The organism is Streptomyces sp. NBC_01689, from assembly GCF_036250675.1.
In the GTDB taxonomy this organism is placed as follows: domain Bacteria; phylum Actinomycetota; class Actinomycetes; order Streptomycetales; family Streptomycetaceae; genus Streptomyces.
Genome location: NZ_CP109592.1, coordinates 1558899 through 1580674, shown reverse-complemented (window position 1 = coordinate 1580674; position 21776 = coordinate 1558899). Strand labels below are relative to the sequence as shown.

Genomic DNA, 21776 nt, shown 5'->3' with positions numbered 1-21776 from the left:
GCGGCGGTCGTGCTTCAAGGGCGATGAGGCAGTGGGGCAGTGCAGTGAGGCGGTGGGGCGGTGGTGCGGTCCGGGCTGGGGCCTGCGCTCAGGCCCGGGGGCGGCGGATGTCGATGTTGCCGAAGCGGGTACGTGCCTTGACCTCGACGGTTTCCTCGGACTCGGCGGGGCTGTCGGACGGGGTGAGGGCGTTGTGCACCTGTCCGTTGCCCGAGCTGACGTCCAGCCAGGCGGCCGTGCCCTCGCGGATGCCGATCTCGATGGCGCCGTAGGAGGTCTCCAGCTGGACGGTGCCGCGCGCCACGTCACCGACGCGCAGGGTGCCGTGGGCCGTGGTGGCGGTGACCGAGCTCTCCGCGCGCTGGATGTCGATGTCGCCATTGGCACCGCTCACGCGCAGCTCGCCGATCGCGGTGCCGACGCTCGTGGTGCCGTGCGAGTTCTTGAGCACGGCGGGACCGTGGAGGGTACCGACGCGCAGGCTGCCGGAGCTGGTGGTGATCTCGGCCAGGCCCTCGACCTGATCCACGGTGATCGAGCCGTGGGAGGCGGTCAGCTGCAGGGGGCCCGTCGAGTCCAGGCGAACGTCACCGGCCGACGTCTTCACCCGGACCTCGCCGAGCCGGCCCTCGCCCAGCACCTGGGTCCAGGAACCGGTCGTCTCCACGTGTGAGCCGGTGGGCAGTTCGACCGTGACGTCGATGCTGCCGGTGGGTCCGACGAGGTAGCGACCCTTGGGTGTCCTGATGGTGAGCACGCCGCCGGTGCAGGTGACCTCGGTCTGTTCGGCGACGCGTACGTCCTTGTCCTTCTTCGGGTCGCGGGGCCGTACCTCGACGACCGTGTCGGTGCGGTCGCTCGCGGAGAACTGGATGGAGCCGGCGGCCACGTGAGCGGTGACCGAGATCGGCTGGGGGGTGTCGAAAGCAGGCATGGCTGTCCCGTCCTCATGGGTCTTGGTGGCGTCCCCGCTGGTGGGACGTGATGGGGTGGTGTGCGGTGGCCGGTGGGGTCAGCGGACCCAGCCGGTGAAGTTCTGTCCGACGGTGCGGGTGGTGCGGGTCTTCTCCGTGGTCGCCCGTGACGGGATGCCGCCGTCGACCGCGGCCGACACCGCCCGTACCAGCCACGCGTTGACCGACAGGCCCTCACGGCTCGCGGCTTCCTCGGCGCGCGCCTTGAGATGGGCGGGCAGGCGCAGGTTGACGCGTGCGGTGCCGCTCTCGTCGCCCTCCGCGGGAGCGGAGGTCCTGAGGGCTTCCACGGGCGGCGGGACCGGCTCCGAGGGGCCGGCGTCGGCGGGGGGCCGGGTCACGACGAAGTCGGGGTCCAGCCCGCGCAGTCGTACGTCGACCGAGCCGGGGGCGAGTTCGAGGGTGACCTCGTCCATCGCGGCGGAGAGCACGTTGAGCATCGTCAGCCGGGTCGCCGACTCCAGGGGGGCGGTCAGTCTCTCGGCCAGCTCGCGCGCCTCCTCGCCGCCGGCCTCGGCGGCCACCGCGAGTTCGCGGCGGAGGGTGTCGACATACGGGGTGAGGTCCATGAAGCTATGGTGGCACCATTATGGCGCCAAACGCAAGCCTAAATGGCACCACGCTGTGTGACCGACTTCTGGAATCGCCCCTGAACTGCGGGAATGCGGGCATGGTTGCCAAGCGATTGTGGTGCCATGGTTCTTCGAGGTGGTGTCGTCGGGAGTGAAGTGGCACCACCTGGCACCACCTGGCACTCTATGGCGCCATGTGGTGCCACATGGGTGTCGCCCGGTGGCCGTATGGGGTCGAGCGCGGAAGGATCGGGCGCTCCCTCCCGGGGGAGCGCCGTGTGTCGGCCCGTGCGGCGCTGCGCCCGGCCCGCGGGGCGCCCGACGGCGGGTCGGGGACCCCGGACGGTGGCCGGCGCGCCCGCTGATATCGGTGCCCGGGGCCCCGCCCGAGGGTGAAGGCCGCCGCCCACGGCCTGTCGGGCCGAATGTCCGTGACCGCGGACCCGGATGCCGTCGGGGCCGAAATGCGGGTCGACGCGCTCCCGTGGCGGGTCTGCCGCCTCCCATGGGATCTAATGGGGTCGATACGCGGGGGAGTTGGACGCCGATCATCGCCGGTCGCGCCGCTTCGGATCCGTGCAACTTTCAACTCTGGATGGTTGTGTATGGCTGCTGTCTCGCCCAGGCCCGATTCTGCCCGTCCCGCGCAGGAGGCATCCGACGTGCCGGCTGCGCCGCAGCACAGTGATCTGTTTCTGCAGCCGCAGTACACGGTCGATCTGCCGCCGCTGGATGAGGACGAGGACACCTACGCGCCGCCCGCGGAGCGGCGGGGCGGAGCGATCCGGAATCGCTGAGCGACCCGTGTTCCGCCGGGGTCGGGGACTGCCCCGCCTCGTCACTCGGCGGTCGGATGTCTCGGGCGGGTGGCGCGGGGCCGCAAGCGGAGCCGAGGCCGTCCCTGTCGCGGGTCGGACGGCCCGCAGGCCTTGCGCCGCCCCGCGAACGGAGCCGGCCGGCGGTACCGTTCGAAGCTGGTGCGGACACGGCGGAACTGTGGGAACGTAGATATATCTGGCTCGCCGCGATCCCCCCTCGCGACGAGCCAGGTGTACGAAACGGGCCGCCCGGCAAGGGCGATGGGGGCCGCGGAGCGGAACCGCGCGGGGTCCCCGTACCGTCGTGGCCCCTTCCCGGGGGCAGGGCGAGGACCCGGCGCCGTGGTCGGACGGTACCCTCGCCCATGGCTGTTGACGGATTGATCGCCGGAGCTGTGGTCGTACGCGCCGGGCGGGTGCTGATGATCCGCCGAGCCGTCCCGGTGGGAGGGCTGGTGTGGCAGTTCCCGGCGGGCAGGGTCGAGGCGGGGGAGTCTGTCGCGGAGGCCGCCGCGCGCGAAGCGTCGGAGGAGACCGGCGTACGGGTCGAGCCGGTCTCGGTGATCGGTGAACGGGTGCATCCGGAGACGGGGCGGCGCGTGGTCTATGTGGCCTGTCGGTGGGTGTCCGGAGAACCGTGGGCGGCCTCGCCGCGGGAGGTGGCCGAAGCGGTGTGGGTGCCGTCGGCGGAGGTGGCGGAGCGGATTCCCGGCGGGGTGTTCGGGCCGGTGCGGCGGCATCTAGACGAGGTCTCGCCTCGCTGAGGAGTGCGGGCGCTCCTCGCGGAGGGCCCTGGCCCCTCCCCGTTGCGGGGAAGGCGCGAAGGAGGGTCAACTCCTCTGTTCTGTAGGGGTGTTCTGTACGGGGTTCCGTGCGCGTATCTCATCGGCGCTCGGGGTGCCGGGGCGTGACGCGTATCGGTGCGGAGGTCCGCGCGGGTGGTCGTGTCCGTGTGCCGCTGATCCCGCCGACCGCGGACTCACGGGCGGGCCGTTCGTCGGCCGCGGGCCGGAACGCGGTCCGGGTACTGGCCCGTCGCCCGGAGCGACGCGGCCGGCCCAGGAGGACTCCGATCAGGACCAGGGCCAGCCCGCACGACTGCCGGACCGTCAGCACCTCGCCGGCGACCGCGGTGCCGAGCAGCACGCCGGTGACCGGGTTGAGTAGTCCCACCAGGCCCACGGTCCCCGCGGCCAGGTGTCGCAGCCCCGTGAACCACGCGGCGAAGGCCAGCGCGGTGGCGATGAGGGTGACGTAGCCGAACGCGAGCAGCGCCGATGGGGAGAGCGCGGGCGGAGCGCCCTCCACGGCCGCGGCGACCGGCAGCAGTATCAGCCCGCCGGCGGTGAGCTGCCAGGCCGTCGACGCGAGCACATCGGTACCGGCGCTCCACCGCTTGGTGAGGATGTGACCGAAGGACGAGACGAGCATGGCGGTGGCCGAGGCGAGGACTCCCGGGACGCTCACTCCCGCCGTGCCCGTGAACAGCATGAGACAGACCCCGCTCAGCCCGACCGCGGCACCGGCCAGGTGCGCGCGGCCGGGGCGCTCGGACACCAGAGCCCAGGCCATGAGCATCATCGCCAGCGGGGACACGGCCATGACGGTCGACGCGGTGCTGGTCGGGAGGAGCTGGGAGGCGGCGTAGACGAGTACGAAGAACACGCTCACGTTGAGCAGTCCGAGCACCGCGGACCGCCACCACCAGGAGCCGTGGGGTCGTCTCCCGCACAGGGCCAGCAGGACGAGTCCGGCCGGCAGTGCCCGCAGGGCCGCTCCGTACAGCGGACTGCCGGCCGGCAGGAACTCGTGGGTGACGAAGTAGTTGGTGCCCCAGGCCACCGGGGCAATGGCCGTCAGTGCCGTCCACCGCATATTGGCTTCCACGGAAGCCAATATAGCTTCCCGAGAAGCTATATTGGTGGGCATGGATGATCCGCAAGCTCTGGACCGCGTGGCCCGCATTCAGGCCGACTGGCGCCGCGAGCGGCCTGACCTGGACATCTCCCCGCAGGGAGTGATCGGCAGGCTGCACCGCCTGGCCGACCGTCTCGCCGAGGAGCTCTGCCTCGTCTACGGGCGTTACGGGCTCAGCGAGGGGGAGTTCGACGTCTTGTGCGCGCTGCGCCGCGCAGGCGAGCCCTACGAGCGCGCGCCCGGTGAACTCGCCGCTCACACCATGGTCACCACCGGCGCGATGACGAAGAGGATCGACCGCCTGGAGCGTGCCGGACTCGTCACCCGCCGCCGTTCCGACGACGACCAGCGCGGCCGGATCGTCGCCCTCACCCGGCCCGGGCGCGAGCTCATCGACCAGGCGTTCACCGACCACATGCACAATGAGCGCCACCTGCTGGACCTGCTGACGCCCACCGAGGCCACGGCGCTCGAAGGACTGCTCACCACCTGGCTCTCCCGCGTGGAGCGTCCGGGTCCGTCCGACGTCGGCTGACCCGCCGACTCCGGTGCCGGGTCCGCTCGACGAGCGGTGCTCCGGACCGCGGGGCGCCGTGGCCGAGCCCGCGACCACGGTCGCGCGGGCCGCGGCGCGGACGAGGGGCCGGCCGCTCTCCGCGGTTCAGGGCGTGAGTACGACCCTGCCGAACACCTCGCCCGCGTCCATCGCGTGATGGGCCAGTGCCGCCCGCTCCAACGGCAGCACCTCGTGCACCACCGTGCGCAGCTCCCCGCGCGCGGCCTCGGTGAACTGGGACGACCGTACGGCCTGCCGGTCGGAGCCGGGCACGGTGTCGGAGCTGAAGGTGGCGAACGACAGCGATCGGCGGAAGGCCTCCATCAGCCGCGCGCCGAAGTCCGCCGGAGGCGGTCCACCGACCACGCCGACCGCCACGTACCGCCCGTTGGCATTCAACCTGTCGAGGAACAGGGGGAGTTGTGGGCCTCCCACGACATCGATCACCACGTCGAAGCCCGGCAGCGCTTCCCGGCCGGAGTCGCCGGCGCGGCCGAGGACATGGGTCGCGCCCAAGTCCCGCAGGCGGACGCCGCGTTCGGCCGACGAGGTGGTGACGGCCACCGCGCCCGCACCCCTCCCGGCGGCGAGCTGGACGGCCGTGATCCCGATGCTGCCCGCCGCACCGCGCACGAGCACCGTCTCGCCGGGCGCGAGACGAGCGCGGTCCAGGGCGAAGTGGGCGACCACACCGGAGCCACCGAGCGTCACCGCGTCCGCGCCGCTCAGACCGTCGGGCAGGGCAAGGACGTCCTCGACCGGGGCGACGGCCTGCTCGGCGTACCCGCCCGACAGGCCGGTGAACGCCCACACCCGCCGCCCGACCCAGGAGGCGTCCACGCCCTCTCCGACCGCGGTGACGACGCCCGCGACCTCGCTGCCCAGGAGGTGGCCCTCCCGGAAGCCGTACGCGGCGAGCGTGCCGCGCCGGATGACGGCGTCCACGCCGCCGACCCCGATCGCCTCCGTGGCGATCCGCACCTGTCCCGCCGCGGGGACCGGCACCGGCAGGTCGACGACCTCCAGACCGCCGGGGTCTCCGAACTTCCTGATCACGACGGCTCTCATCTCTGCTCCTCGGGTCGGTGAACGGACGGGGCGCGGCCGCCGCGCCCGTGCGACGGCCCGGTTCCGCGGCGCGTGCGGCGGCCAGGTACCGCGGCGCGTGCGGCGGCCAGGCGCGGCGCGTGCGGCACCGGCGAGGCGCCGGGACCGGGGCGCGTGACTACCATCGGAACGTAACGGACGCCCCCGTCCGCTCGGCCGAAGTGAGAGGTCATGACCGACCGTTTGCCTCACCCCGTGCGCTCCGACGCCCGTGACAACCGCGCAGGCATCCTGGAAGCCGCCCGCACGGTCTTCGGCGAGGAGGGCCTGGGCGCGCCCATGCGCGAGGTCGCCCGGCGGGCTGGCGTCGGTCCCGCCACGCTGTACCGGCACTTCCCGACCAAGCAACTGCTCATCGTGGAGACCTTCGCCGAACAGCGGCGAACCTGCCGTGCCGCCGTCCGCGGCGCCCTGGCGGACCCGGACCCGTGGCACGGATTCCAGACCCTGGTGGAGCGGATCTGCGAACTCCACGCGCACAGCCGGGGATTCGCCGACGCCTTCATGACAGCCTTCCCCGAGGCCATGGACTTCGCCGCCGACCGCGAGGGGACCGTCCGCGCGGTGGCCGAACTGGCCCGCCGCGCCCAGGAGTCGGGCCGGCTCCGCCCCGGGTTCGTCGTCGACGACCTGATCCTCATGCTCATGGCCCACCGGGGCCTCCAGGACGCACCGGCCGCCGCGCGGATCACGGCCTCCCGCCGCTTCGCCGCCTACGTCATCGAGGCGTTCCGCGCCACGCCGGAGACGGGAGCGCCCACCTCGCTGCCACCGGCACCCCGCCTGCGGCTCGCGCACGCGCCCGCGTCGCCGTGAGTTCGCCCCGCGTGCAGCCCGTGCCGCACGGGTGTCGGCTCCGGGGCGCCGGTGATCTGCCCGTCCGCCGTGCCGCCCCGCCGCCGAACGCCACGACGGCCTGGCGGTCTGGCGGCCTGACGACCCCTGTGACGACCTGACGACCTGACGACCTGCGGCTCCGCCCCCTCCGCGGCCCCGCCGTCACCGTGGCCCACTGACCGGGGCCGACCACCATCAGGCCAGTTCGGAGAGGTGACGACAGGGCGTCGCAGGTAGATTGGGGACATGGTGTGGCCGGGGCATCCCGGGGTTCTGCTGGGGCGGCGCGCCGAATGTGCCTGGTTCGACCGCTGGCAGGATGCCGTCAAGGCCGGCCGAGGAGGCGCGCTCGTGGTCCTCGGTGAGCCCGGTATCGGCAAGTCCGCGTTGCTCGATCACATGGCTTCGGCCGCGGTCGGCTTCCGCGTGGTGCGGGCCGTAGGGGTGGAAACGGAGGCGGAGCTGCCCTTCGGGGCGTTGCACCAGGTCTGCGCGCCGTTCCTGACCGCACTGGACCATCTGCCCGGACCGCAGCAGGACGCCTTGTCCGCGGCTTTCGGGCTGCGGACGGGAGCGGTTCCCGACCGGCTCATGCTGAGCCTGGCCGTACTGGGGCTGCTGTCGGAGGCAGCGGTCCGCCAACCGCTGATCTGCGTGATCGACGACGCGCAATGGCTCGACCCCGGTTCGGCCCAGGCCCTCGCGTTCGTCGCACACCGCGTCGGCGCGGAGCCCCTCGGCCTGGTGTTCGCCACCCGCCACGCCCTCGGTGGTCTGCGCGGGCTGCAGCAGATGGTGCTGACCGGACTCGGCCCCAGGGACGCGCGTGACCTGCTGCACTCGGCGCTGCACGTGCCGTTGGACGAGGGAGTCGTGGACCGGATCGCCGCGGAGGCCCGGGGCAGTCCGCTCGCCCTCCTCGAACTGCCCCGGTCGATGACGGCCGCGGGATTCACGGGCGGTTTCGGCCCGACGGACACCGCGGCCGCCGTGCCGGGGCGCATCGAGGACGGTTTCCGCCGCAGGGTCCTCAGCCTTCCGCCGGCCACCCGCATGCTGCTTCTGGTGGCCGCCGCGGAGCCGACCGGCGACTCCGCGTTACTGTGGCGCGCGGCCGCACGCCTGGGAATCGGTGTCTCGGCCGCGACGGCGGCCGAGACCGACGGGCTTCTCTCCATCGGCACGAAGGTCGTCTTCCGCCATCCCTTGGTGCGCTCGGCCGTGTATCAGGCGATGCCTCCGTCGCAACGGCGAGCCGCGCACCGGGCCCTCGCCGAGGTCACCGCCCCTGCGGAACCCGACCGGCGGGCCTGGCACCGCGCGCTGGCAGCCGTCGGCTTCGACGAGCGGGCCGCGGCGGAACTCGAAGGGTCGGCCGACCGGGCCCTGGCACGCGGAGGGATCGCCGCCGCCGGGGCTTTCCTGGAGCGGTCGGCCGCGCTGACCGCCGAACCCGCCGCCCGCGCGGAACGGGCACTGCGTGCGGCACGCGCCAAACTGCAGGCGGGCGCGTACGACAGGGCTCTGGACCTTCTCGCCCTGGCCGATCGAGGTCCCGAGAACGAGCTGCGGGCCGCCGACAGTGAGCTGCTGCGGGGGCAGATCGCCTTCGCCCGGTGTTTCGGCGGCGGGGCCACCCCTGTGCTGCTGAGCGCGGCACGCCGCTTCGAGTCGATCGACACCTCCCGCGCGAGGGACGTCTATCTGCAGGCGCTGGCAGCGGCGATGCTCGCCGGGCGACTGGGCGACGAGTGCCTGATCGGGGAGGTCGCGCACAGCGCTCGCCGGCTGCCCGCGGCATCCGTACCCGGCGCCCCCGACCTCCTGCTGGACGGGCTGACGCTCCTCGTGGCCGAAGGCCGCGACGCCGCTCTCCCGGTCCTGCGCAAGGCGGTCTCGGCGTTCACCACGGCGGAACTCGCACCGGACGAGGAACTGTACTGGCTGTGGCTGGCCGGCCACGGCGCCGGCCTGCTGTGGGACGACGAGGCATGGCGCGTGCTGGCCACGCGGCTGCTGCGATCGTGCGAGGTACGAGGAGCGATCAGCATTCTCCCGGTCGCCGCCGCGACGCGCGCGGGACTGCACCTGCTGAGCGGGGAGCTCCTGCAGGCCGCATCGCTGGCCGAGACGGCGGCCGACGTCACGTTCATGACCGGAGCCGGACCGGTCGCGTACGCGGAGGTGGGGCTCGCCGTCTTCCGCGGACGGGACGCCGAGGCCGTCGCCGCCATCCGCACCGCGACCCGGGACTCGAAGACGCGGGGCGAGGGCATGGCGCTGACCTATCTGCAGTGGGCAACCGCCGTGCTCCACAACGGCGCGTGCCGGTACGAGCAGGCGCGGGACTCCGCGCGCCGGGCCGGTGCCGATTCCAGTGTCCAGCGGATCCGCAACTGGGCGCTGGCCGAGCTCGTCGAAGCGGCCGTGCGTACCGGAGACCGGGAGGTGGCGGACGAGGCGCTCCGGGAACTGCGCCGCACGACCGGGCCCTGTTCCAGCCACTGGGCCGCGGGTGTCGAGGCCCAGTGCCGGGCCCTCCTGGCCGACGGCCCGGATGCGGAGGACCTGTACCGCACGGCGCTGGAGCGGTTCGAGCGCACCCGGCTGCGAGCCGCGGTGGCCCGCGTTCATCTTCTCTACGGGGAGTGGCTGCGCCGCGGACGCCGCCACCTCGAGGCACGCGAGCAGCTACGACAGGCACACGAGATGTTCGTGCGGTTCGGCATGGAGGGTTTCGCCGAACGCGCCCGCAACGAACTGTCGGCCGCCGGTGAGCCCACCGACCGGCGCCGGTCCTGGTTCGGGGACCAGCTCACCCCTCAGGAAAGACGCGTCGCGATGCTGGCGGCCGAGGGAGCCACCAACCCCGAGATCGCCGTGAGACTGTTCATCAGCGCCAGCACGGTCGACTACCACCTGCGCAAGGTCTTCCGGAAGCTCAGGGTCACCACGCGTACTCAGCTAGCCCGGCTGCTCCAAGGTGACCAGCCGATGTCCGCGGACGAAGCCGGTCGCTGACACCGCGACCGGGCAGGACTACGCATTCACGTGATGCCCCCGGGCGGTCGGTCGTGCCTACGGTTACCGGTGATGCGGCACCGGCGTGGACCCGCGGGCCGCCGCCGGGCCCGCCTGGCGCGACGCACCGCGGAACCGACGCGACGCACCGCGGAACCGAGGGGACCGGCAAGGGGCGCACCTGATCGTTTTCCCCGTGCCGCCACCGCGCCACTGTCGCGCGGACACGAGACTCAAGAAGGGCGGCGGGCGCATGTCCATCCCACTCATCGGCGCGGCCCAACGCGTGGTGGAGACCCTCTCGCAGTACGGCGTGCCGTACGTCTTCGGTGTCCCCGGAGCGGGGACCGACGCCGTTCAGGACGCCCTGGCCGTCGCGGGCCCCGAGCTCGTCCTGTGCCGCCACGAGAACAGCGCCGCCGTGATGGCCGCCGCCGTCGGGCTGCTGACCGGCACTCCCGGAGCGGTTCTGGCCGGCTCGGGGGCGGCCACCACCGATCTGCTGACCGCTCTGCTGAGGGCGACGACGGAACAGCACCCCGTGATCGCCGTCTGTGGCACCGCGGCCTGCCGGGACCGGTCGGAGCGAGCCCGGCGGTCGCCGGACGTCGTCGCCGCGCTACGGCTGCTCACCACGTACACCTGCGAGGTCCACGATCCCGACCAGGTCCCCGAAGCCGTCGCCAACGCCCTGCGCGCGGCGGTCACCCCACCCCGCGGCGCCGCGGCGGTGGTCCTGCCCGCCGACATCGCGGGCGCACCCACCGCGGCCACCGTCGTCCAGCCGCACAGGCACCCTTCGTACGGGCCCGCGCCCGCCGAATGCATCCACCGCGCGGCGCAGATCGTCCGCGCCGCGCGGCAGCCCGTCCTCCTGGTCGGCCTGCGGGGTGCGGATGCCGAGGCGTGCACCGCGCTGCGTGAGCTGATCGGTGTCAGCGGGCTTCCCGTGGTGGAGACCTTCCAGGCGGCCGGCATCGTTCCACGCCTGCTGGAGGAGCAGTACGCCGGTCGCGTCGGCCTCTTCCGGGATCAGCCCGGGGACGTCATGGTCGGGCACGCCGACGTCCTGATCACCGTCGGCTACGACCCGGTGGAGTACGACCCGGCCCTGTGGAACGCCGACCCGACCCGGACGATCGTCCACATCGACGCGGTGCCCGCCGTCGTCGGCAGCCACTACCAGCCCGCGCTGGAACTGCGGGGCGATGTGGCCGCGACGGTCGGTGAGCTGTCCGGGAGGCTCGCCGGACACCCGGTCGGTGACCTCACCCGCGCCGCCCTGGCGGAGCAGCGCGCCGCCCGGGCCGTCCTCGTCGAGCAGGCCAGAGCGGCACCGGCCAGTGCGGCCGGCCTCGATCCGGCCGCGCTGGCCCAGAAGATCGCGGACATCGTGGAGGACGACGCCACCGTGGTGTCGGACACCGGCTCGCATCTCCACATGGCCCGTCATCTGCGGGGACATCAGCCGCACCGACTGCTGCTCTCCTGCGGTTCGGAGACACCGGGAGCGGCCCTGCCCCGCGCGATGACCGCCGCGTTGCTGCGGCCGGGACGACAGGTGGTGTCGATCACCGGGGAAGCCGGCTTCCTGTCCAGCGCGGCGGAGATCGAGACCGCCACGCGTCTGGGCCTTCACGCCACGCATGTGGTCATGCGGGACAACGCCTGCCACATGGCGACGTGCGGGGAGCACCGCGGATACGGCGGAGCCTCCGCCGTCCGGTCCCGGGCCTGCGACATCGCCCTGTACGCCCGCGCGTTCGGCGCCAGAGGAATCCGGACCGGGACGATGGACGCCTTCGAGACCGAACTGCGCGCTTCCCTTGATCCGGCCGGACGCCGCGACCCCGGCATCACGGTCATCGACGTCCCGGTCGACCACGCGCACAACGCCGCACTCGTCGCGGAACTTCACGACGGCATACCGAGATGACGGCCCGACGACCGGGCCTCCGGCTCCGTCCCTCACCCGAGATCGACCGCGATCCAGCGCTCAAGTCGGCCCGCTCGACGGTCCGTCGGCCGCGTCGGGACGACCGGAACGACATGAGGTACGACCGTGGCTCCACGTCGGTCCCGGCAGCCCCGTCCGGAGGCCGGACCGGTCCCACGGCGCACCTGACAGGAGGTTCTCGTGATCAAGCAGACAGGCACGCTGACAAGCGCGCACGCCACCGCGACCGCAGCGGCACCCGCGGTCGACCTCCCGGCGATACGGATCCGCGCGTTCATCGCGGTCGCGGTGGCCTCGGTCGTACTGCTGGGGGTCACCCTGTGGGGCGTGATCGTCCCCGCTGACGTGCACCTGGAAGTGCTGTTGGTGGCGGTGCCGGCGCTCACGGCCGCGGTGGACAACGCATGGACGACCGTCAGCATGACGGTCCTGGCCTGTCTGGGCGTCGTCGCGGTCGACCTCGACGACGGTCTGCCCCGCTCGCCGATTCTCCCGATCGACGTCCTGGGCCTGCTGGTCGTCTGCGCCCTGGTCCTGGTGTTCCGGCGCCTGCGGGACGGGGACCACCGGACACTCTGCGCGGTCCGCCGCGTCTCGGAGACGGCGCAGAAGGCGCTGCTGCCCCCGTTGCCCTGTCGCCTGGCGGGGCTGGAGATCGCCACGGCCTACCGTTCGGCCGCCGCCCACGCGCACATCGGCGGAGACGTGTACGCGGCGGAACGGGTCGGTCACACGGTCCGCATGTTGATCGGTGACGTGAGGGGCAACGGTCTGGCGGCCGTCGACGACGCGGCGGCCGTCATCGGCGCGTTCCGCGAAGTCGCCCACCGCGAGGTGCGGTTGGAGCACGTCGCGGTGTCCCTGGACGCCGGAGTGCGCCGCAGGGTCGAGCAGGTCGCCGAGACGGACGCGAACGCGTCGGAGCGGTTCATCACGGCTCTCGTCCTGGAGGTACCCGACGACTTCCCCGTCGTCCGGGTGATCAGCTGCGGACACCCGGACTCGATGCGTTCGCACGGCGAGGACGTGGACCTCCTGGAAGTGCCGGAGCCGGCGCCGCCGCTCGGCCTGGGCGGAGAGCGGACGGCCTATCAGGTCAACACCTTCCGTTTCGAGCCGGACGACACACTGCTCCTGCACACCGACGGCCTTCTCGAGACCCGGGACGGGGAGGGCGTGTTCTACCCCGCGCTCGACCGATTCGCGCTCGTCGCCGAGGACGAACCACACCACCTGATCGAGCACCTCATGAGTGATCTGACGGTCCACGCGGGCGGAGAGGTACAGGACGACGTCGCCGTGGTCGCGGTCCGCCGCCGGGCCACGAAGGCCGTCGAGCGTGCCGGTCAGGACGGCCGCCACGCCGGTCCTCCCGCGGCGCAGCCCGGATCGGTCACCTGCGGGCGCGGAACCAGGTCGTCCGGTCACTCACCCGGATCCGGCGAGCCGCCTCGTCGCTGACCCGTGCCGTGTACCGGACGCTCGCGTTGTCATGGGTGCCGAGGAGCCGCGCAGGGCGGGTCACGACGGTCGTGCGGCCGTCGGCCGGACGGGCCGGTGTCGATTCGGGTACGTCTCGTTCGACGTACTGATGTGAGGCACCCCGCCACACCGAGTTGCGACAAGAGCCGAAGAGGAAACGCGTGGATCAGCTGCTGAGAGTCATGAACTTCAACGTCTCGCGGGACGGAATCGGTGCCGGTGAGCACCAGAGTCTGGAGAGGCCGTTCGGCGACGCCGAACATCCCGAGAGGCTGTTCGCCTGGGCCGGAGCCACGGCGAGCTGGCCCATGCGCACCGACCCCGGCGGGAGCCGCGGCCTCGACGACTACTTCACGCGGGACTTCGCTCGCAACATCGGCGCCGAGATCATGGGCCGCAACAAGTTCGGTCCGCAGCGCGGGCCCTGGCGCGACCACGACTGGCAGGGCTGGTGGGGTGACGAACCCCCGTTCCGCACCCCGGTGTTCGTCATGACCCACCACGCACGTCCGTCGATCACGCTCTCCGACACGACGTTCCACTTCGTCGACGGCGACCCGCTCAGTGTTCTCGAACGCGCACGAGAGGCGGCCCAGGGCAAGGACGTCCGACTCGGCGGCGGGGTCAGTACCGTCCGGCAGTTCCTCGACGCCGACCTCGTCGACACCCTGCACGTGGCCGTGGCGCCGGTGGAACTGGGTTCCGGGATCCGGCTGTGGAGGTCGCCCGACGAACTGCTCGACCGGTTCCGGCTGGAGGTCGTGCCCAGCGCCAGCGGGGTCACGCACCACCTGTTCTGGCGGAGGTGACACGAGGTACGGACCCGTCCACCGGCCCGGCGGACCGCGGCGGGAGGGTCCTGGGGCGTCGCGGCGCCGGCGAACGCCGTCCGCCGGGGCAGTACCATCCCGTCGTATGACGAAGCGGGGGCGGCGGCTGGGTGCCGTGGCGGGGGCGGCACTGCTGACGGCGATCTGCGCCTCCGGTCCGGAACGTCCGCAGGCCGTCAGCACGGCGTCGGACCTCGGCCCCCTCCCCGCCGACCGCTACAGGTACACGCCGCGGGACTATCAACGGTCGCAGCGGGCAAAGGCGTTGCTGATCCGGCAGTGCATGGCGGAACACGGGCATCGAGACTTCCCGCTCGACCCCCGCTTCCCCAGCGATCCCGTCGTCGCCACCGCGGTCGGCACCGACTACGGTGTCCTCGATCTCGCCTCCGCCCGTCGATGGGGCTATGGCTGGGACCCGGCGGAGCAGGAGGTCTCCCGGCCGAAGGGGCGCCGGATGACCACCGTCGAGTACGCGGCCCTGCCCGCCTGCGACACCGAGGCGAACCGGCGGCTGATGCGTGACATCGACATCGGGCGGGACTGGCTGTACGCGACCACGCGTGCGGCCGAGGTGGACAGGGCGGTCAAGCGCGACCCGCGTCTCCGCGCGGCGTGGAAGGCGTGGTCCCGCTGTGTGACGGAACAGGGATTCACCCGCTACTCCGACCCCGTCGCCGCGTACACGGACGGCGTGTGGGCCCGTGGCAGTGACGGCAACACCCGGCACACGCGACGGGAGCGCGCCACCGCGGTCGCGGACGTCACCTGCAAGCGTCGCCATCACACGGCCGAACTGTGGCACGCCGTCCGGGCGCGCGAGCAGGCCGCGGACATCGCGCGGCACCGCGACCGTTACACCGCGGGCCTGCGGGCGCTGCGGACGTACCGGGCCAACATCGCCGAGGTGCTGCGGAGCCTCGGCCGGCGCGGCGCCGACACGCCACGGTGAGGACACGCCCATGGAGCGGAGGCCCGCCGGAAGCCGTCGGGCGCGGTGTCATTTCCCCCAGGCCGCCGAGACGTGCGCGGTGAGGGCCTCGAAGACGAGAAGGCCCCTGGTCCACCAGCTCCTCCCGCGAGAGGTCCAGAACTCCGTTGGACCAGCTCGTCAGCATCTCGCCGACGGCGCCACGACCGCGACCGACAGCGGCGCGGTGTCGATCCGCGGGTCGTGAAGCCCTTCCTTGAGGAGGGATTCCACCAGGCCGCTCATGCGCTGCGTGCGCAGACGTCGTTCGTGTGCCGTGAGCGGGCCCGCGGCCAGGGACTCCGTCACCTGCTGCCCCCCACCCCGCGGACCCGCGGCACCGTCCGTCTCGCGGCGGCCGATCCGCTGACCCCGCCGCGGATCGATCCCCGCTACGTCGACGTACCGAGGGACATGCCGGTCATGCTCGCCGGACTCAGAGCGGTCATGGACATCGCCCGCCGCGCATCGTTCGCCGACCGTCTCACCGGGCCGTACCTGCCGGTCGGCGCCGACCCGGACCGGCCGGACGGCGTCACCGACGCGGCCCTTGAAGAGCACGTCCGCACACGGAGCGCCACGGCCTACCATCGATGGGAACCTGTGCCATGGGTACCGGGGACGACTCGGCGTCGGTCCGGACCTGGAGGTCCACGCAGTGCAGCGACTGCGCGTCGTCGACGCCTCGGTCATGCCGACCCTCGTCAGCGGAAACACCGACGTACCCACGGTCATGATCGCCGAGATGGCGGCCGAACGCATCGGGGGACGGTGAGCGCCCGGCCTAGAGTCGGACGCATGGCACTCTCACGTGAAGAACGCGAAGCCTTCCTGGCGCAGCCGCGCGTCGCCGCGCTGGGTGTCGACGCCGGGCCCGGCCGCGGACCGCTGCTGGTACCGATCTGGTACGGCTACCGCCCCGGTGGCATGCCGTGGATCCTCACCGGCGCGCACTCGCGCAAACTGCGTCTGATCAGGGCGAGCGGCCGGTTCAGCCTCCTGGTGGAGCGGAGTGAACCCACGCCTCGGTACGTGTCCGTCGAAGGTCCCGTCACGGACGTCACCGAGCCCGGCCCCACCGCTCACCGCGACCTGGCCGCGCGATACCTGAGCGGCGAAGTCCTCGACCGCTACACGGCATGGGCCGAGGCCGAACTCGCCGACCATGTGGTGGTCCGGATGCGGCCGGAGCACTGGACGGGCACCGATCTGGGCACGATCACCTGACGGCCGGGCGACGGTCACCGGCCGGAGAGGTTCCGGGCCGCCACCCGCCCGGCCGGCCCCGGGCGCCTGCGGGCCGGTGTCCTGGAGTCGTGACACCAGAAGTCCTCGGCCCTGGAGCGGAGTCGGCGGCTCGACCGAGTCCCTCGCCCGCCCCGCCGGAAGAGTCGGACAGGGCGGCACGAGGAGGACGTCATCCGGCGGCGGGGTCCTCGGTCTCCCAGCGCAGCAGGTCGCCCGGCTGGCATGCGAGCACCTCGCACAGAGCGGCGAGCGTGGCGAAGCGCACCGCCTTGGCGCGGCCGTTCTTGAGTACGGCGAGGTTGGCCGGCGTGATCCCCACGCGGTCCGCGAGTTCCCCCACGGACATCTTCCGCCTGGCCAGCATGACGTCGATGTCGACGGCGATCGGCATCAGATCACCTCGTCGAGCTCGGCCTGCATCCGCGTGGCCTCGACGTCGCGCGCCACGGCCTGGGTGAGCAGCATCCGCAGGACGAGCACGATGAGCGCGACCCCCAGGATGGCCAGGCCGATGCCGCCCATGATGAGGGTGACTCCCGGGTCGTCCCGTTGGCCCGGGGCGTTGACGGCCGTGACGGCGAACCACAAGAGGGCGGCCGCCACGATCGCTCCGATCACGGCGTCCACGTACCGGAAGGCGCGGAGGGAGAACACGGTTCCGCTCCGCACCATCGTCACCAGTCGCCATACGCAGACCAGAGCGACCTGAGCCGACACCATGCCCAGGATCGTGATCACGCGCAGCGAGGTCAGCGGGAGTGACCCGTCTTCCGAGTCCTTCCCGCTGGCCAACGCCCACACCATCCCCGCCTGTACGAACACGGTGCCGGTGAGCACCACCACGAGCACGGCGCGCAACGCACGCACGGTCAGCTTTCCCACGACTCTTCCTTCCATCGAATGGCGATGGAAATCTATCGATATTCGATAGCTCAGGCAAGGGGTCGGTTCATCCCTGGGCAGGGCGGCGCCACAAGGAATCCCTCTAAACACGCACATCGTGATGGATCGACTATTTTGTGTGGTCATGAGGATTCGGTCGGTGCACCGTGAGCGCCGTCCCGCGCGACGGGCCGGGGCGCTGCCGGCGATGATCCTGACCGTCCTGGTGCACCTGCTGGCCTGTGCCCACGGCTCCACGCCCGAGGGTGCCCACCGGGCGGACGCGCTCCTCGTCGTCTCGGGTTCCTCCTGCGCGCCGAGCGGACAGCACGAAGCCGCCGAGTCGCGCGTGCCGGGGCTGAACCCCACGCGGGACCACGGAGGCCACTGCCAGGGACTGGACCAGCCGACCGTGCAGCCGCCGCGAGCCGTCACCCTCGCCGCGGCCCTCCACACTCTCGTGCCGGCCGACAGCGTCGAGCGGCGGCCGGCCCCGCCGGGGGAGCGTCCGTGCCGGCATCCGGCACCACCCCTCGCCTCCGCCCAGCGGGAGTGCGCGCGACTGGGCGTGTGGCGGACCTGAGCGGCCCCGGCCGCCCCCGCGGACAGCACGTGTCCGCGGCGGCGACGGCCGCCGAGCTGTCCGCCTCCTTCCCCTACTCAACGGCCGGCGCCCCTTCGAGGCCGTCCGCCGCGGGAGAACCACGCCATGAATCCGACGACACCGCCCCTCAACCCACCCGCCCGGCTCCGGGCCGACGCCAAGCCCCCGCTGCACACGCCGGCCGGACTGGTCGGTGACACCCCGGTCCTGTGGATCGGCGCCCCCTTCACCAGCGGCGAACGCGGCTTCTGGGTCAAGCTGGAGGGCCGGAACCCCGGCGGCATCAAGGACCGCGCGGCCCTGCACATGGTCCGTGCGGCACGCGAACGCGGCCTGCTGGTCCCGGGCGCCGGGATCATCGAGTCCACCTCCGGCACCCTCGGGCTGGGTCTCGCGCTGGCGGGTGCGACCTACGGCCACCCGGTCACCGTCGTCACCGACCCCGGTATGGAACCGCTCATGACGGGGCTGCTCGCGGCGTACGGTGCCGCGGTGGACCTCGTCACCACGCCCCACCCCGTCGGAGGCTGGCAGGAGGCACGCCGTCACCGGGTCGAGGAACTCCTGGCCGAGCGCCCCGCCGCGTGGTGCCCCGACCAGTACAACAACCCGGACAACGTGGCCGCCTACGCGCCCTTGGCCCGTGAACTCGTCGCACAGCTCGGCCGCGTCGACACCCTGGTCGTCTCCGTCGGCACCGGCGGCCACTCCGCGGGCATCGCGTCCGTCCTGCGCGGCTTCCACCCCGGGTTGCGGGTGGTCGGGGTCGACACCACGGGATCGACGATCTTCGGCCAGCCCCCGGCGACCCGGCTGATGCGCGGCCTCGGCAGCAGCATCCATCCCCGCAACGTGGCTTACGAGCTGTTCGACGAGGTCCACTGGGTCGCGGCCCCCGAGGCCGTGTGGGCCTGCCGGCGCCTGGCCCGCGACCACTACGCCACCGGCGGCTGGAGCGCGGGCGCCGTCGCGCTCGTCGCCCGCTGGCTGGCCCGCACCCGGCCCGCCGGCAACCGGATCGTCGCGGTCTTCCCCGACGGCCCCCAGCGGTACGTGGGGACCGTCTTCGACGACGCCTACTGCCGGTCCCACGATCTGCTCGGGCACCCGCCGGCCGACGATCCCGACGAGATCGGCCGTCCCGGCGACCGGGTCGTGACCCGCTGGACACGCTGCACCCACGTCACCGACCCGCTGGCCGCCGCGTCCGGTCGGGCGGACACCACCGAAGCCCTCGCGGGAGCCGCACGATGAAGACCCTCTGGCAGCAGACGCTCTCCTTCGGCCCCGCCGCACGACTGCTGATGTTCAATCAGTTCGCCATCAACCTCGCCTTCTACATGCTCATGCCCTACCTGGCGGCCCACCTCGCCGACGGCCTGGGCCTCGCCGCCTGGGCGGTCGGTCTCGTCCTGGGCGTGCGCAACTTCTCCCAGCAGGGGATGTTCCTCATCGGCGGGACCATCGCCGACCGCTTCGGCCACAAGGTCCCGATCATGGCGGGCTGTCTGCTGCGCACCGTGGGCTTCGGCCTGCTCGGCTGGGTCGACAGCCTTCCCGCCCTGATCGCGGCGTCGGCGGCCACCGGCTTCGCGGGCGCCCTCTTCAACCCGGCGGTCCGGTCCTACCTCGCCCAGGAGGCCGGTGACCGCCGCGTGGACGCGTTCGCCACGTTCAACGTCTACTACCAGGCGGGCATGCTGCTCGGCCCGCTCGTCGGACTCGCCCTGCTGGCCGCCGACTTCCGTCTCGTCTGCACGGTCGCGGCCGCCGTATTCGCCGTGCTCACCGCCCTGCAGGCCCACGCGCTGCCCGCCCGCGGCCGGACCACCACCGCCGCACGGGAACCGGTCCTCACCCAGTGGCGCACGGTCGTGACCAACCGGCCCTTCCTGCTCTTCTCCATCGCGATGATCGGCGCCTACGTCCTGACCTTCCAGGTCTATCTGGCCCTGCCGCTCGCCGCGGCCGACGCTCTCGGCGGCCGGGGCGCATGGATCACGAGCGGCCTCTTCGTCGTGTCCGCGGCCGTAGCCGTCGTCGGTCAGCTCAGACTCACCGCCTGGGCCGAGCGACGCTGGAGCCCCGCCCAGGCACTGGTGCGCGGACTGGCCGTCATGGGCCTCGCCTTTCTCCCCCTCGCCCTCACGCCCCCGGACGCCGCCGTCGCCGTACTCGCCTGCCTGGTGGCGGCGGTCGCGCTGCTCGCGGCCGGCAGCGCGGTGGTCTACCCCCTGGAGATGGACACGGTCGTCGCGCTCTCCGGGAACCGGCTGGTCGCCACCCACTACGGCCTGTACAACACCGTCTCCGGTCTCGGGATCACCCTGGGCAATCTCGCCACCGGAGCCCTGTGGGACTACGCCGAGGACCACGCGGCCCTCCGGCTGGTCTGGTTCGTCCTGGCGGCCACCGGGCTGACGTGCGCGGCCTCGGTCGCGGCGCTCGCGCGCACCGGGCGCCTCGCCGTCCGCACGGAGCCACAGCTCGCCGCCGCCTGAGAACACCGGCGCCGCGAAGCGGTCCGGCGCCGAGGGAGGTTCCGGCCGCCATGGGAGCCGCCGGCGTCCGGCCGGTCCCTGGCCGCTCATGACCAGGGACCGGCCGCCCGGGGGCTGTCCTCCCGGGTTCGAGCGCGCCGCCTACTCGGGTGGGTCCCCGATGACCCGGCTGCGCCCGCGGAACTCGGCGATGACGGTGTCGCCGCGCGTGACGGTCACGTCGTAGATCCCGCTCCGGCCGTACCGGGCGCATTCGCGGGCGGTCGCGGTCAGAACGTCGCCCTCTCTGGCGGGGGCCGTGAAGGAGCTGTCGGCGCCCGAGGCGACGGTCACCGGCCCGTAGCTGTTGCAGGCGCACGCGAACGCCGTGTCGGCGAGGGTGAAGACGAAACCGCCGTGGGCGATGCCGTGCCCGTTGACCATCCCCGCGGTCACCGTCATCCGCACCGCCGCCGCCCCGCCTCCCGTCTCCAGCAACTCGATGCCGAGCCCGCGCGAGGCGGAGTCGGCTTCGAACATCGCGCGTGCCGGGTCGGTCCGCGGGCCAGGAGTATCCGTCACGGGGTGCACCTCCAGGGTGTCGCCGGCGTTCCGCCGGAGGCCGATGCGGCGCGGTCCGCCCGGCCGCGCACGTGGGCCGGGGCGGGGACGGGTCGCGGCCCTCGACGCGCGCGGCGACCTGGCGGTCCGGGCTCCCGCACCCGCGACACCCTATTCCCTCGGCGCGGAACGCCGACGTCGAGGTGGTCGCCTCCGGAGTCGGCCGGATTTCAACCTTGTCGGCCCGTGTCGCCCGCGCGTCAATGGGACGGTAAGTTCTGACACTCTGTCAGATCGACCTCGCGGTGTGTCCGCACCCACCCGGTCCGGGGTCGCCGTCCCTCCATGGCATTCCCACGTAACGGGAAGGGAGCCCGATCTCCATGAAGCGATTAGCCACTGGTGCGGCACTGACGACGGGGGTCCTCGCCGCCACGGCGTTGGCCCTCGCACCTGCCGCGAACGCGGCCGTCACCCCGAGTTCCGCCACCATCACCGCCACCTGCGGCATCTTCGGCGGCGGCACGGCCACGCTGACCGCCACCCAGGTCAGCGGTACCTCGGCGACCGTCACCCTCAGTTCCACGGCCATCACGACCCCGCTCGCGCTGTCCGCGAACTCCATCAACTCCACGCTCACGATGACCAACTCGACCGGCGCCGACCGGGTCTTCAGCGGCACCGCGAACCCGGCCATCCCCGCGGGCGGCGCGGTCAGTGTCGGCCCGCTGCCGGGCACCGTGGCCGTCGGTGACAGCCTGGACTTCTACAAGGGCTCGCTGAAGATGGTCATCTTCGGCATCACCGTCACCTGCACGTCGACCGCCGCGCAGGCACCGGGACCCTTCGTCTTCAGCTGAGCCGCACGCGTGAGTGAGTCGTTGTGATGCCGCGGGAACCCGGGGGAACTGCCGGTCGGGTCCGTCCGGTTTCCGTGGCATCCGCCCCCGCGCACCGGCG

The 21776-nt window shown here is 72.6% G+C and carries 23 protein-coding genes and 1 pseudogene; 16 read left to right on the top strand and 8 right to left on the bottom strand.

Going from position 1 to position 21776, the window contains the following annotated elements; translation table 11 throughout:
• Nucleotides 1-88: 88 nt before the first annotated feature.
• Together OG776_RS06765 and OG776_RS06760 are read right to left on the bottom strand one after the other, a co-directional pair.
• On the bottom strand, nucleotides 89-934 hold the full coding sequence (locus OG776_RS06765) for a DUF4097 family beta strand repeat-containing protein (protein ID WP_329319522.1): 846 nt from the start codon (nucleotides 932-934) through the stop codon (nucleotides 89-91).
• A 78-nt stretch (nucleotides 935-1012) separates the two neighbouring features.
• Nucleotides 1013-1543 (bottom strand): toxin-antitoxin system HicB family antitoxin, encoded by a 531-nt coding sequence (locus tag OG776_RS06760; RefSeq protein ID WP_329319520.1) that lies wholly within the window; start codon nucleotides 1541-1543, stop codon nucleotides 1013-1015.
• Between the two features lie 608 nt (nucleotides 1544-2151).
• Here OG776_RS06760 and OG776_RS06755 point away from each other — a divergent pair.
• Nucleotides 2152-2343 carry a hypothetical protein gene (locus tag OG776_RS06755; protein WP_148014230.1) on the top strand — a complete coding sequence of 64 codons (192 nt, stop codon included), beginning with the start codon at nucleotides 2152-2154 and terminating at the stop codon, nucleotides 2341-2343.
• A gap of 386 nt (nucleotides 2344-2729) precedes the next feature.
• Entirely contained in the window at nucleotides 2730-3128 is a 399-nt protein-coding gene (locus OG776_RS06750) for an NUDIX domain-containing protein (protein ID WP_148014229.1), read from the top strand.
• 118 nt (nucleotides 3129-3246) lie between these two features.
• Here the strand turns inward: OG776_RS06750 and OG776_RS06745 are convergent, their stop codons facing one another.
• Nucleotides 3247-4239 (bottom strand): DMT family transporter, encoded by a 993-nt coding sequence (locus tag OG776_RS06745; protein ID WP_329323669.1) that lies wholly within the window; start codon nucleotides 4237-4239, stop codon nucleotides 3247-3249.
• 52 nt (nucleotides 4240-4291) lie between these two features.
• On the opposite strand from OG776_RS06745, the gene OG776_RS06740 reads away from it, so the two are divergent.
• Entirely contained in the window at nucleotides 4292-4816 is a 525-nt protein-coding gene (locus OG776_RS06740) for a MarR family winged helix-turn-helix transcriptional regulator (protein ID WP_329319517.1), read from the top strand.
• Between the two features lie 126 nt (nucleotides 4817-4942).
• Here OG776_RS06740 and OG776_RS06735 read toward each other — a convergent pair whose 3' ends face one another.
• Nucleotides 4943-5905: a zinc-binding dehydrogenase gene (locus OG776_RS06735; RefSeq protein ID WP_148014227.1), complete on the bottom strand. Its 963-nt coding sequence runs from the start codon at nucleotides 5903-5905 to the stop codon at nucleotides 4943-4945.
• Between the two features lie 210 nt (nucleotides 5906-6115).
• On the opposite strand from OG776_RS06735, the gene OG776_RS06730 reads away from it, so the two are divergent.
• The 6 genes from OG776_RS06730 to OG776_RS06705 all read left to right on the top strand — a co-directional run bounded on the left by OG776_RS06730 (nucleotide 6116) and on the right by OG776_RS06705 (nucleotide 15023).
• A complete protein-coding gene (locus OG776_RS06730; RefSeq protein ID WP_187286046.1) occupies nucleotides 6116-6760 on the top strand; it encodes a TetR/AcrR family transcriptional regulator in 645 nt (214 codons plus the stop codon).
• A gap of 267 nt (nucleotides 6761-7027) precedes the next feature.
• Nucleotides 7028-9802 (top strand): helix-turn-helix transcriptional regulator, encoded by a 2775-nt coding sequence (locus OG776_RS06725; RefSeq protein WP_329319513.1) that lies wholly within the window; start codon nucleotides 7028-7030, stop codon nucleotides 9800-9802.
• Between the two features lie 253 nt (nucleotides 9803-10055).
• A complete protein-coding gene (alsS, locus tag OG776_RS06720; protein WP_329319511.1) occupies nucleotides 10056-11738 on the top strand; it encodes an acetolactate synthase AlsS in 1683 nt (560 codons plus the stop codon).
• 201 nt (nucleotides 11739-11939) lie between these two features.
• The gene (locus OG776_RS06715; RefSeq protein WP_148014224.1) at nucleotides 11940-13220 is read left to right on the top strand and encodes a PP2C family protein-serine/threonine phosphatase; all 1281 of its coding nucleotides are present in this window, start codon (nucleotides 11940-11942) and stop codon (nucleotides 13218-13220) included.
• A 182-nt stretch (nucleotides 13221-13402) separates the two neighbouring features.
• On the top strand, nucleotides 13403-14050 hold the full coding sequence (locus OG776_RS06710; protein WP_148014223.1) for a dihydrofolate reductase family protein: 648 nt from the start codon (nucleotides 13403-13405) through the stop codon (nucleotides 14048-14050).
• Between the two features lie 106 nt (nucleotides 14051-14156).
• Nucleotides 14157-15023 carry a hypothetical protein gene (locus OG776_RS06705; RefSeq protein WP_329319508.1) on the top strand — a complete coding sequence of 289 codons (867 nt, stop codon included), beginning with the start codon at nucleotides 14157-14159 and terminating at the stop codon, nucleotides 15021-15023.
• 159 nt (nucleotides 15024-15182) lie between these two features.
• Here the strand turns inward: OG776_RS06705 and OG776_RS06700 are convergent, their stop codons facing one another.
• Complete coding sequence (locus OG776_RS06700) at nucleotides 15183-15350, bottom strand: hypothetical protein (RefSeq protein WP_329319506.1); 168 nt, start codon at nucleotides 15348-15350, stop codon at nucleotides 15183-15185.
• Between OG776_RS06700 and OG776_RS42405 the strand changes: the two are divergent.
• From OG776_RS42405 to OG776_RS06690, 3 genes and pseudogenes are all read left to right on the top strand, one after another.
• Nucleotides 15312-15620, top strand: a pseudogene (locus tag OG776_RS42405) (GMC oxidoreductase); the annotation flags it as partial. The gene OG776_RS06700 and the pseudogene OG776_RS42405 overlap by 39 nt on opposite strands.
• Entirely contained in the window at nucleotides 15592-15816 is a 225-nt protein-coding gene (locus tag OG776_RS42400) for a GMC oxidoreductase (protein WP_443077353.1), read from the top strand. The pseudogene OG776_RS42405 and the gene OG776_RS42400, both read left to right, overlap by 29 nt.
• Before the next feature lie 23 nt (nucleotides 15817-15839).
• Nucleotides 15840-16268 carry a pyridoxamine 5'-phosphate oxidase family protein gene (locus tag OG776_RS06690; RefSeq protein WP_148014236.1) on the top strand — a complete coding sequence of 143 codons (429 nt, stop codon included), beginning with the start codon at nucleotides 15840-15842 and terminating at the stop codon, nucleotides 16266-16268.
• Nucleotides 16269-16458: 190 nt separating this feature from the next.
• Here OG776_RS06690 and OG776_RS06685 read toward each other — a convergent pair whose 3' ends face one another.
• Complete coding sequence (locus OG776_RS06685) at nucleotides 16459-16680, bottom strand: helix-turn-helix domain-containing protein (RefSeq protein WP_148014221.1); 222 nt, start codon at nucleotides 16678-16680, stop codon at nucleotides 16459-16461.
• Nucleotides 16680-17171, bottom strand: coding sequence for a DUF2975 domain-containing protein (locus OG776_RS06680; RefSeq protein WP_148014220.1), 492 nt, complete (start codon nucleotides 17169-17171; stop codon nucleotides 16680-16682). Before OG776_RS06680 ends, OG776_RS06685 begins: the two co-directional genes overlap by 1 nt.
• Nucleotides 17172-17316: 145 nt before the next feature.
• Between OG776_RS06680 and OG776_RS06675 the strand changes: the two genes are divergently transcribed.
• The 3 genes from OG776_RS06675 (at nucleotide 17317) to OG776_RS06665 (ending at nucleotide 20276) form a co-directional block, all read left to right on the top strand.
• Nucleotides 17317-17754, top strand: a complete 438-nt coding sequence (locus tag OG776_RS06675; RefSeq protein WP_148014219.1) for a hypothetical protein — start codon at nucleotides 17317-17319, stop codon at nucleotides 17752-17754.
• A 126-nt stretch (nucleotides 17755-17880) separates the two neighbouring features.
• Complete coding sequence (locus OG776_RS06670; protein WP_329319499.1) at nucleotides 17881-19029, top strand: PLP-dependent cysteine synthase family protein; 1149 nt, start codon at nucleotides 17881-17883, stop codon at nucleotides 19027-19029.
• Nucleotides 19026-20276 carry an MFS transporter gene (locus OG776_RS06665; protein WP_148014217.1) on the top strand — a complete coding sequence of 417 codons (1251 nt, stop codon included), beginning with the start codon at nucleotides 19026-19028 and terminating at the stop codon, nucleotides 20274-20276. The genes OG776_RS06670 and OG776_RS06665 overlap by 4 nt, the downstream gene beginning before the upstream one ends.
• A 141-nt stretch (nucleotides 20277-20417) precedes the next feature.
• On the opposite strand, the gene paaI is transcribed toward OG776_RS06665, so the two are convergent.
• Nucleotides 20418-20795: a hydroxyphenylacetyl-CoA thioesterase PaaI gene (paaI, locus tag OG776_RS06660; protein WP_329323668.1), complete on the bottom strand. Its 378-nt coding sequence runs from the start codon at nucleotides 20793-20795 to the stop codon at nucleotides 20418-20420.
• A 404-nt stretch (nucleotides 20796-21199) separates the two neighbouring features.
• Between paaI and OG776_RS06655 the strand changes: the two genes are divergently transcribed.
• Complete coding sequence (locus OG776_RS06655) at nucleotides 21200-21676, top strand: hypothetical protein (protein ID WP_410093496.1); 477 nt, start codon at nucleotides 21200-21202, stop codon at nucleotides 21674-21676.
• Nucleotides 21677-21776: the final 100 nt, after the last annotated feature.

Bases quoted from the DNA above. Each gene is read 5' to 3' on its own strand.
- OG776_RS06705 (WP_329319508.1), top strand. From the start codon at position 14,157: ATGACGAAGCGGGGGCGGCGGCTGGGTGCCGTGGCGGGGGCGGCACTG.
- OG776_RS06760 (WP_329319520.1), bottom strand. From the start codon at position 1,543: ATGGACCTCACCCCGTATGTCGACACCCTCCGCCGCGAACTCGCGGTG.
- OG776_RS06765 (WP_329319522.1), bottom strand. From the start codon at position 934: ATGCCTGCTTTCGACACCCCCCAGCCGATCTCGGTCACCGCTCACGTG.
- alsS (WP_329319511.1), top strand. From the start codon at position 10,056: ATGTCCATCCCACTCATCGGCGCGGCCCAACGCGTGGTGGAGACCCTC.
- OG776_RS06755 (WP_148014230.1), top strand. From the start codon at position 2,152: ATGGCTGCTGTCTCGCCCAGGCCCGATTCTGCCCGTCCCGCGCAGGAG.
- OG776_RS06745 (WP_329323669.1), bottom strand. From the start codon at position 4,239: ATGCGGTGGACGGCACTGACGGCCATTGCCCCGGTGGCCTGGGGCACC.
- OG776_RS06750 (WP_148014229.1), top strand. From the start codon at position 2,730: ATGGCTGTTGACGGATTGATCGCCGGAGCTGTGGTCGTACGCGCCGGG.
- OG776_RS06730 (WP_187286046.1), top strand. From the start codon at position 6,116: ATGACCGACCGTTTGCCTCACCCCGTGCGCTCCGACGCCCGTGACAAC.
- OG776_RS06670 (WP_329319499.1), top strand. From the start codon at position 17,881: ATGAATCCGACGACACCGCCCCTCAACCCACCCGCCCGGCTCCGGGCC.
- OG776_RS06665 (WP_148014217.1), top strand. From the start codon at position 19,026: ATGAAGACCCTCTGGCAGCAGACGCTCTCCTTCGGCCCCGCCGCACGA.
- OG776_RS06725 (WP_329319513.1), top strand. From the start codon at position 7,028: ATGGTGTGGCCGGGGCATCCCGGGGTTCTGCTGGGGCGGCGCGCCGAA.
- OG776_RS06685 (WP_148014221.1), bottom strand. From the start codon at position 16,680: ATGCCGATCGCCGTCGACATCGACGTCATGCTGGCCAGGCGGAAGATG.
- paaI (WP_329323668.1), bottom strand. From the start codon at position 20,795: ATGTTCGAAGCCGACTCCGCCTCGCGCGGGCTCGGCATCGAGTTGCTG.
- OG776_RS06655 (WP_410093496.1), top strand. From the start codon at position 21,200: ATGAAGCGATTAGCCACTGGTGCGGCACTGACGACGGGGGTCCTCGCC.
- OG776_RS06735 (WP_148014227.1), bottom strand. From the start codon at position 5,905: ATGAGAGCCGTCGTGATCAGGAAGTTCGGAGACCCCGGCGGTCTGGAG.
- OG776_RS06740 (WP_329319517.1), top strand. From the start codon at position 4,292: ATGGATGATCCGCAAGCTCTGGACCGCGTGGCCCGCATTCAGGCCGAC.
- OG776_RS06690 (WP_148014236.1), top strand. From the start codon at position 15,840: ATGGCACTCTCACGTGAAGAACGCGAAGCCTTCCTGGCGCAGCCGCGC.
- OG776_RS06675 (WP_148014219.1), top strand. From the start codon at position 17,317: ATGAGGATTCGGTCGGTGCACCGTGAGCGCCGTCCCGCGCGACGGGCC.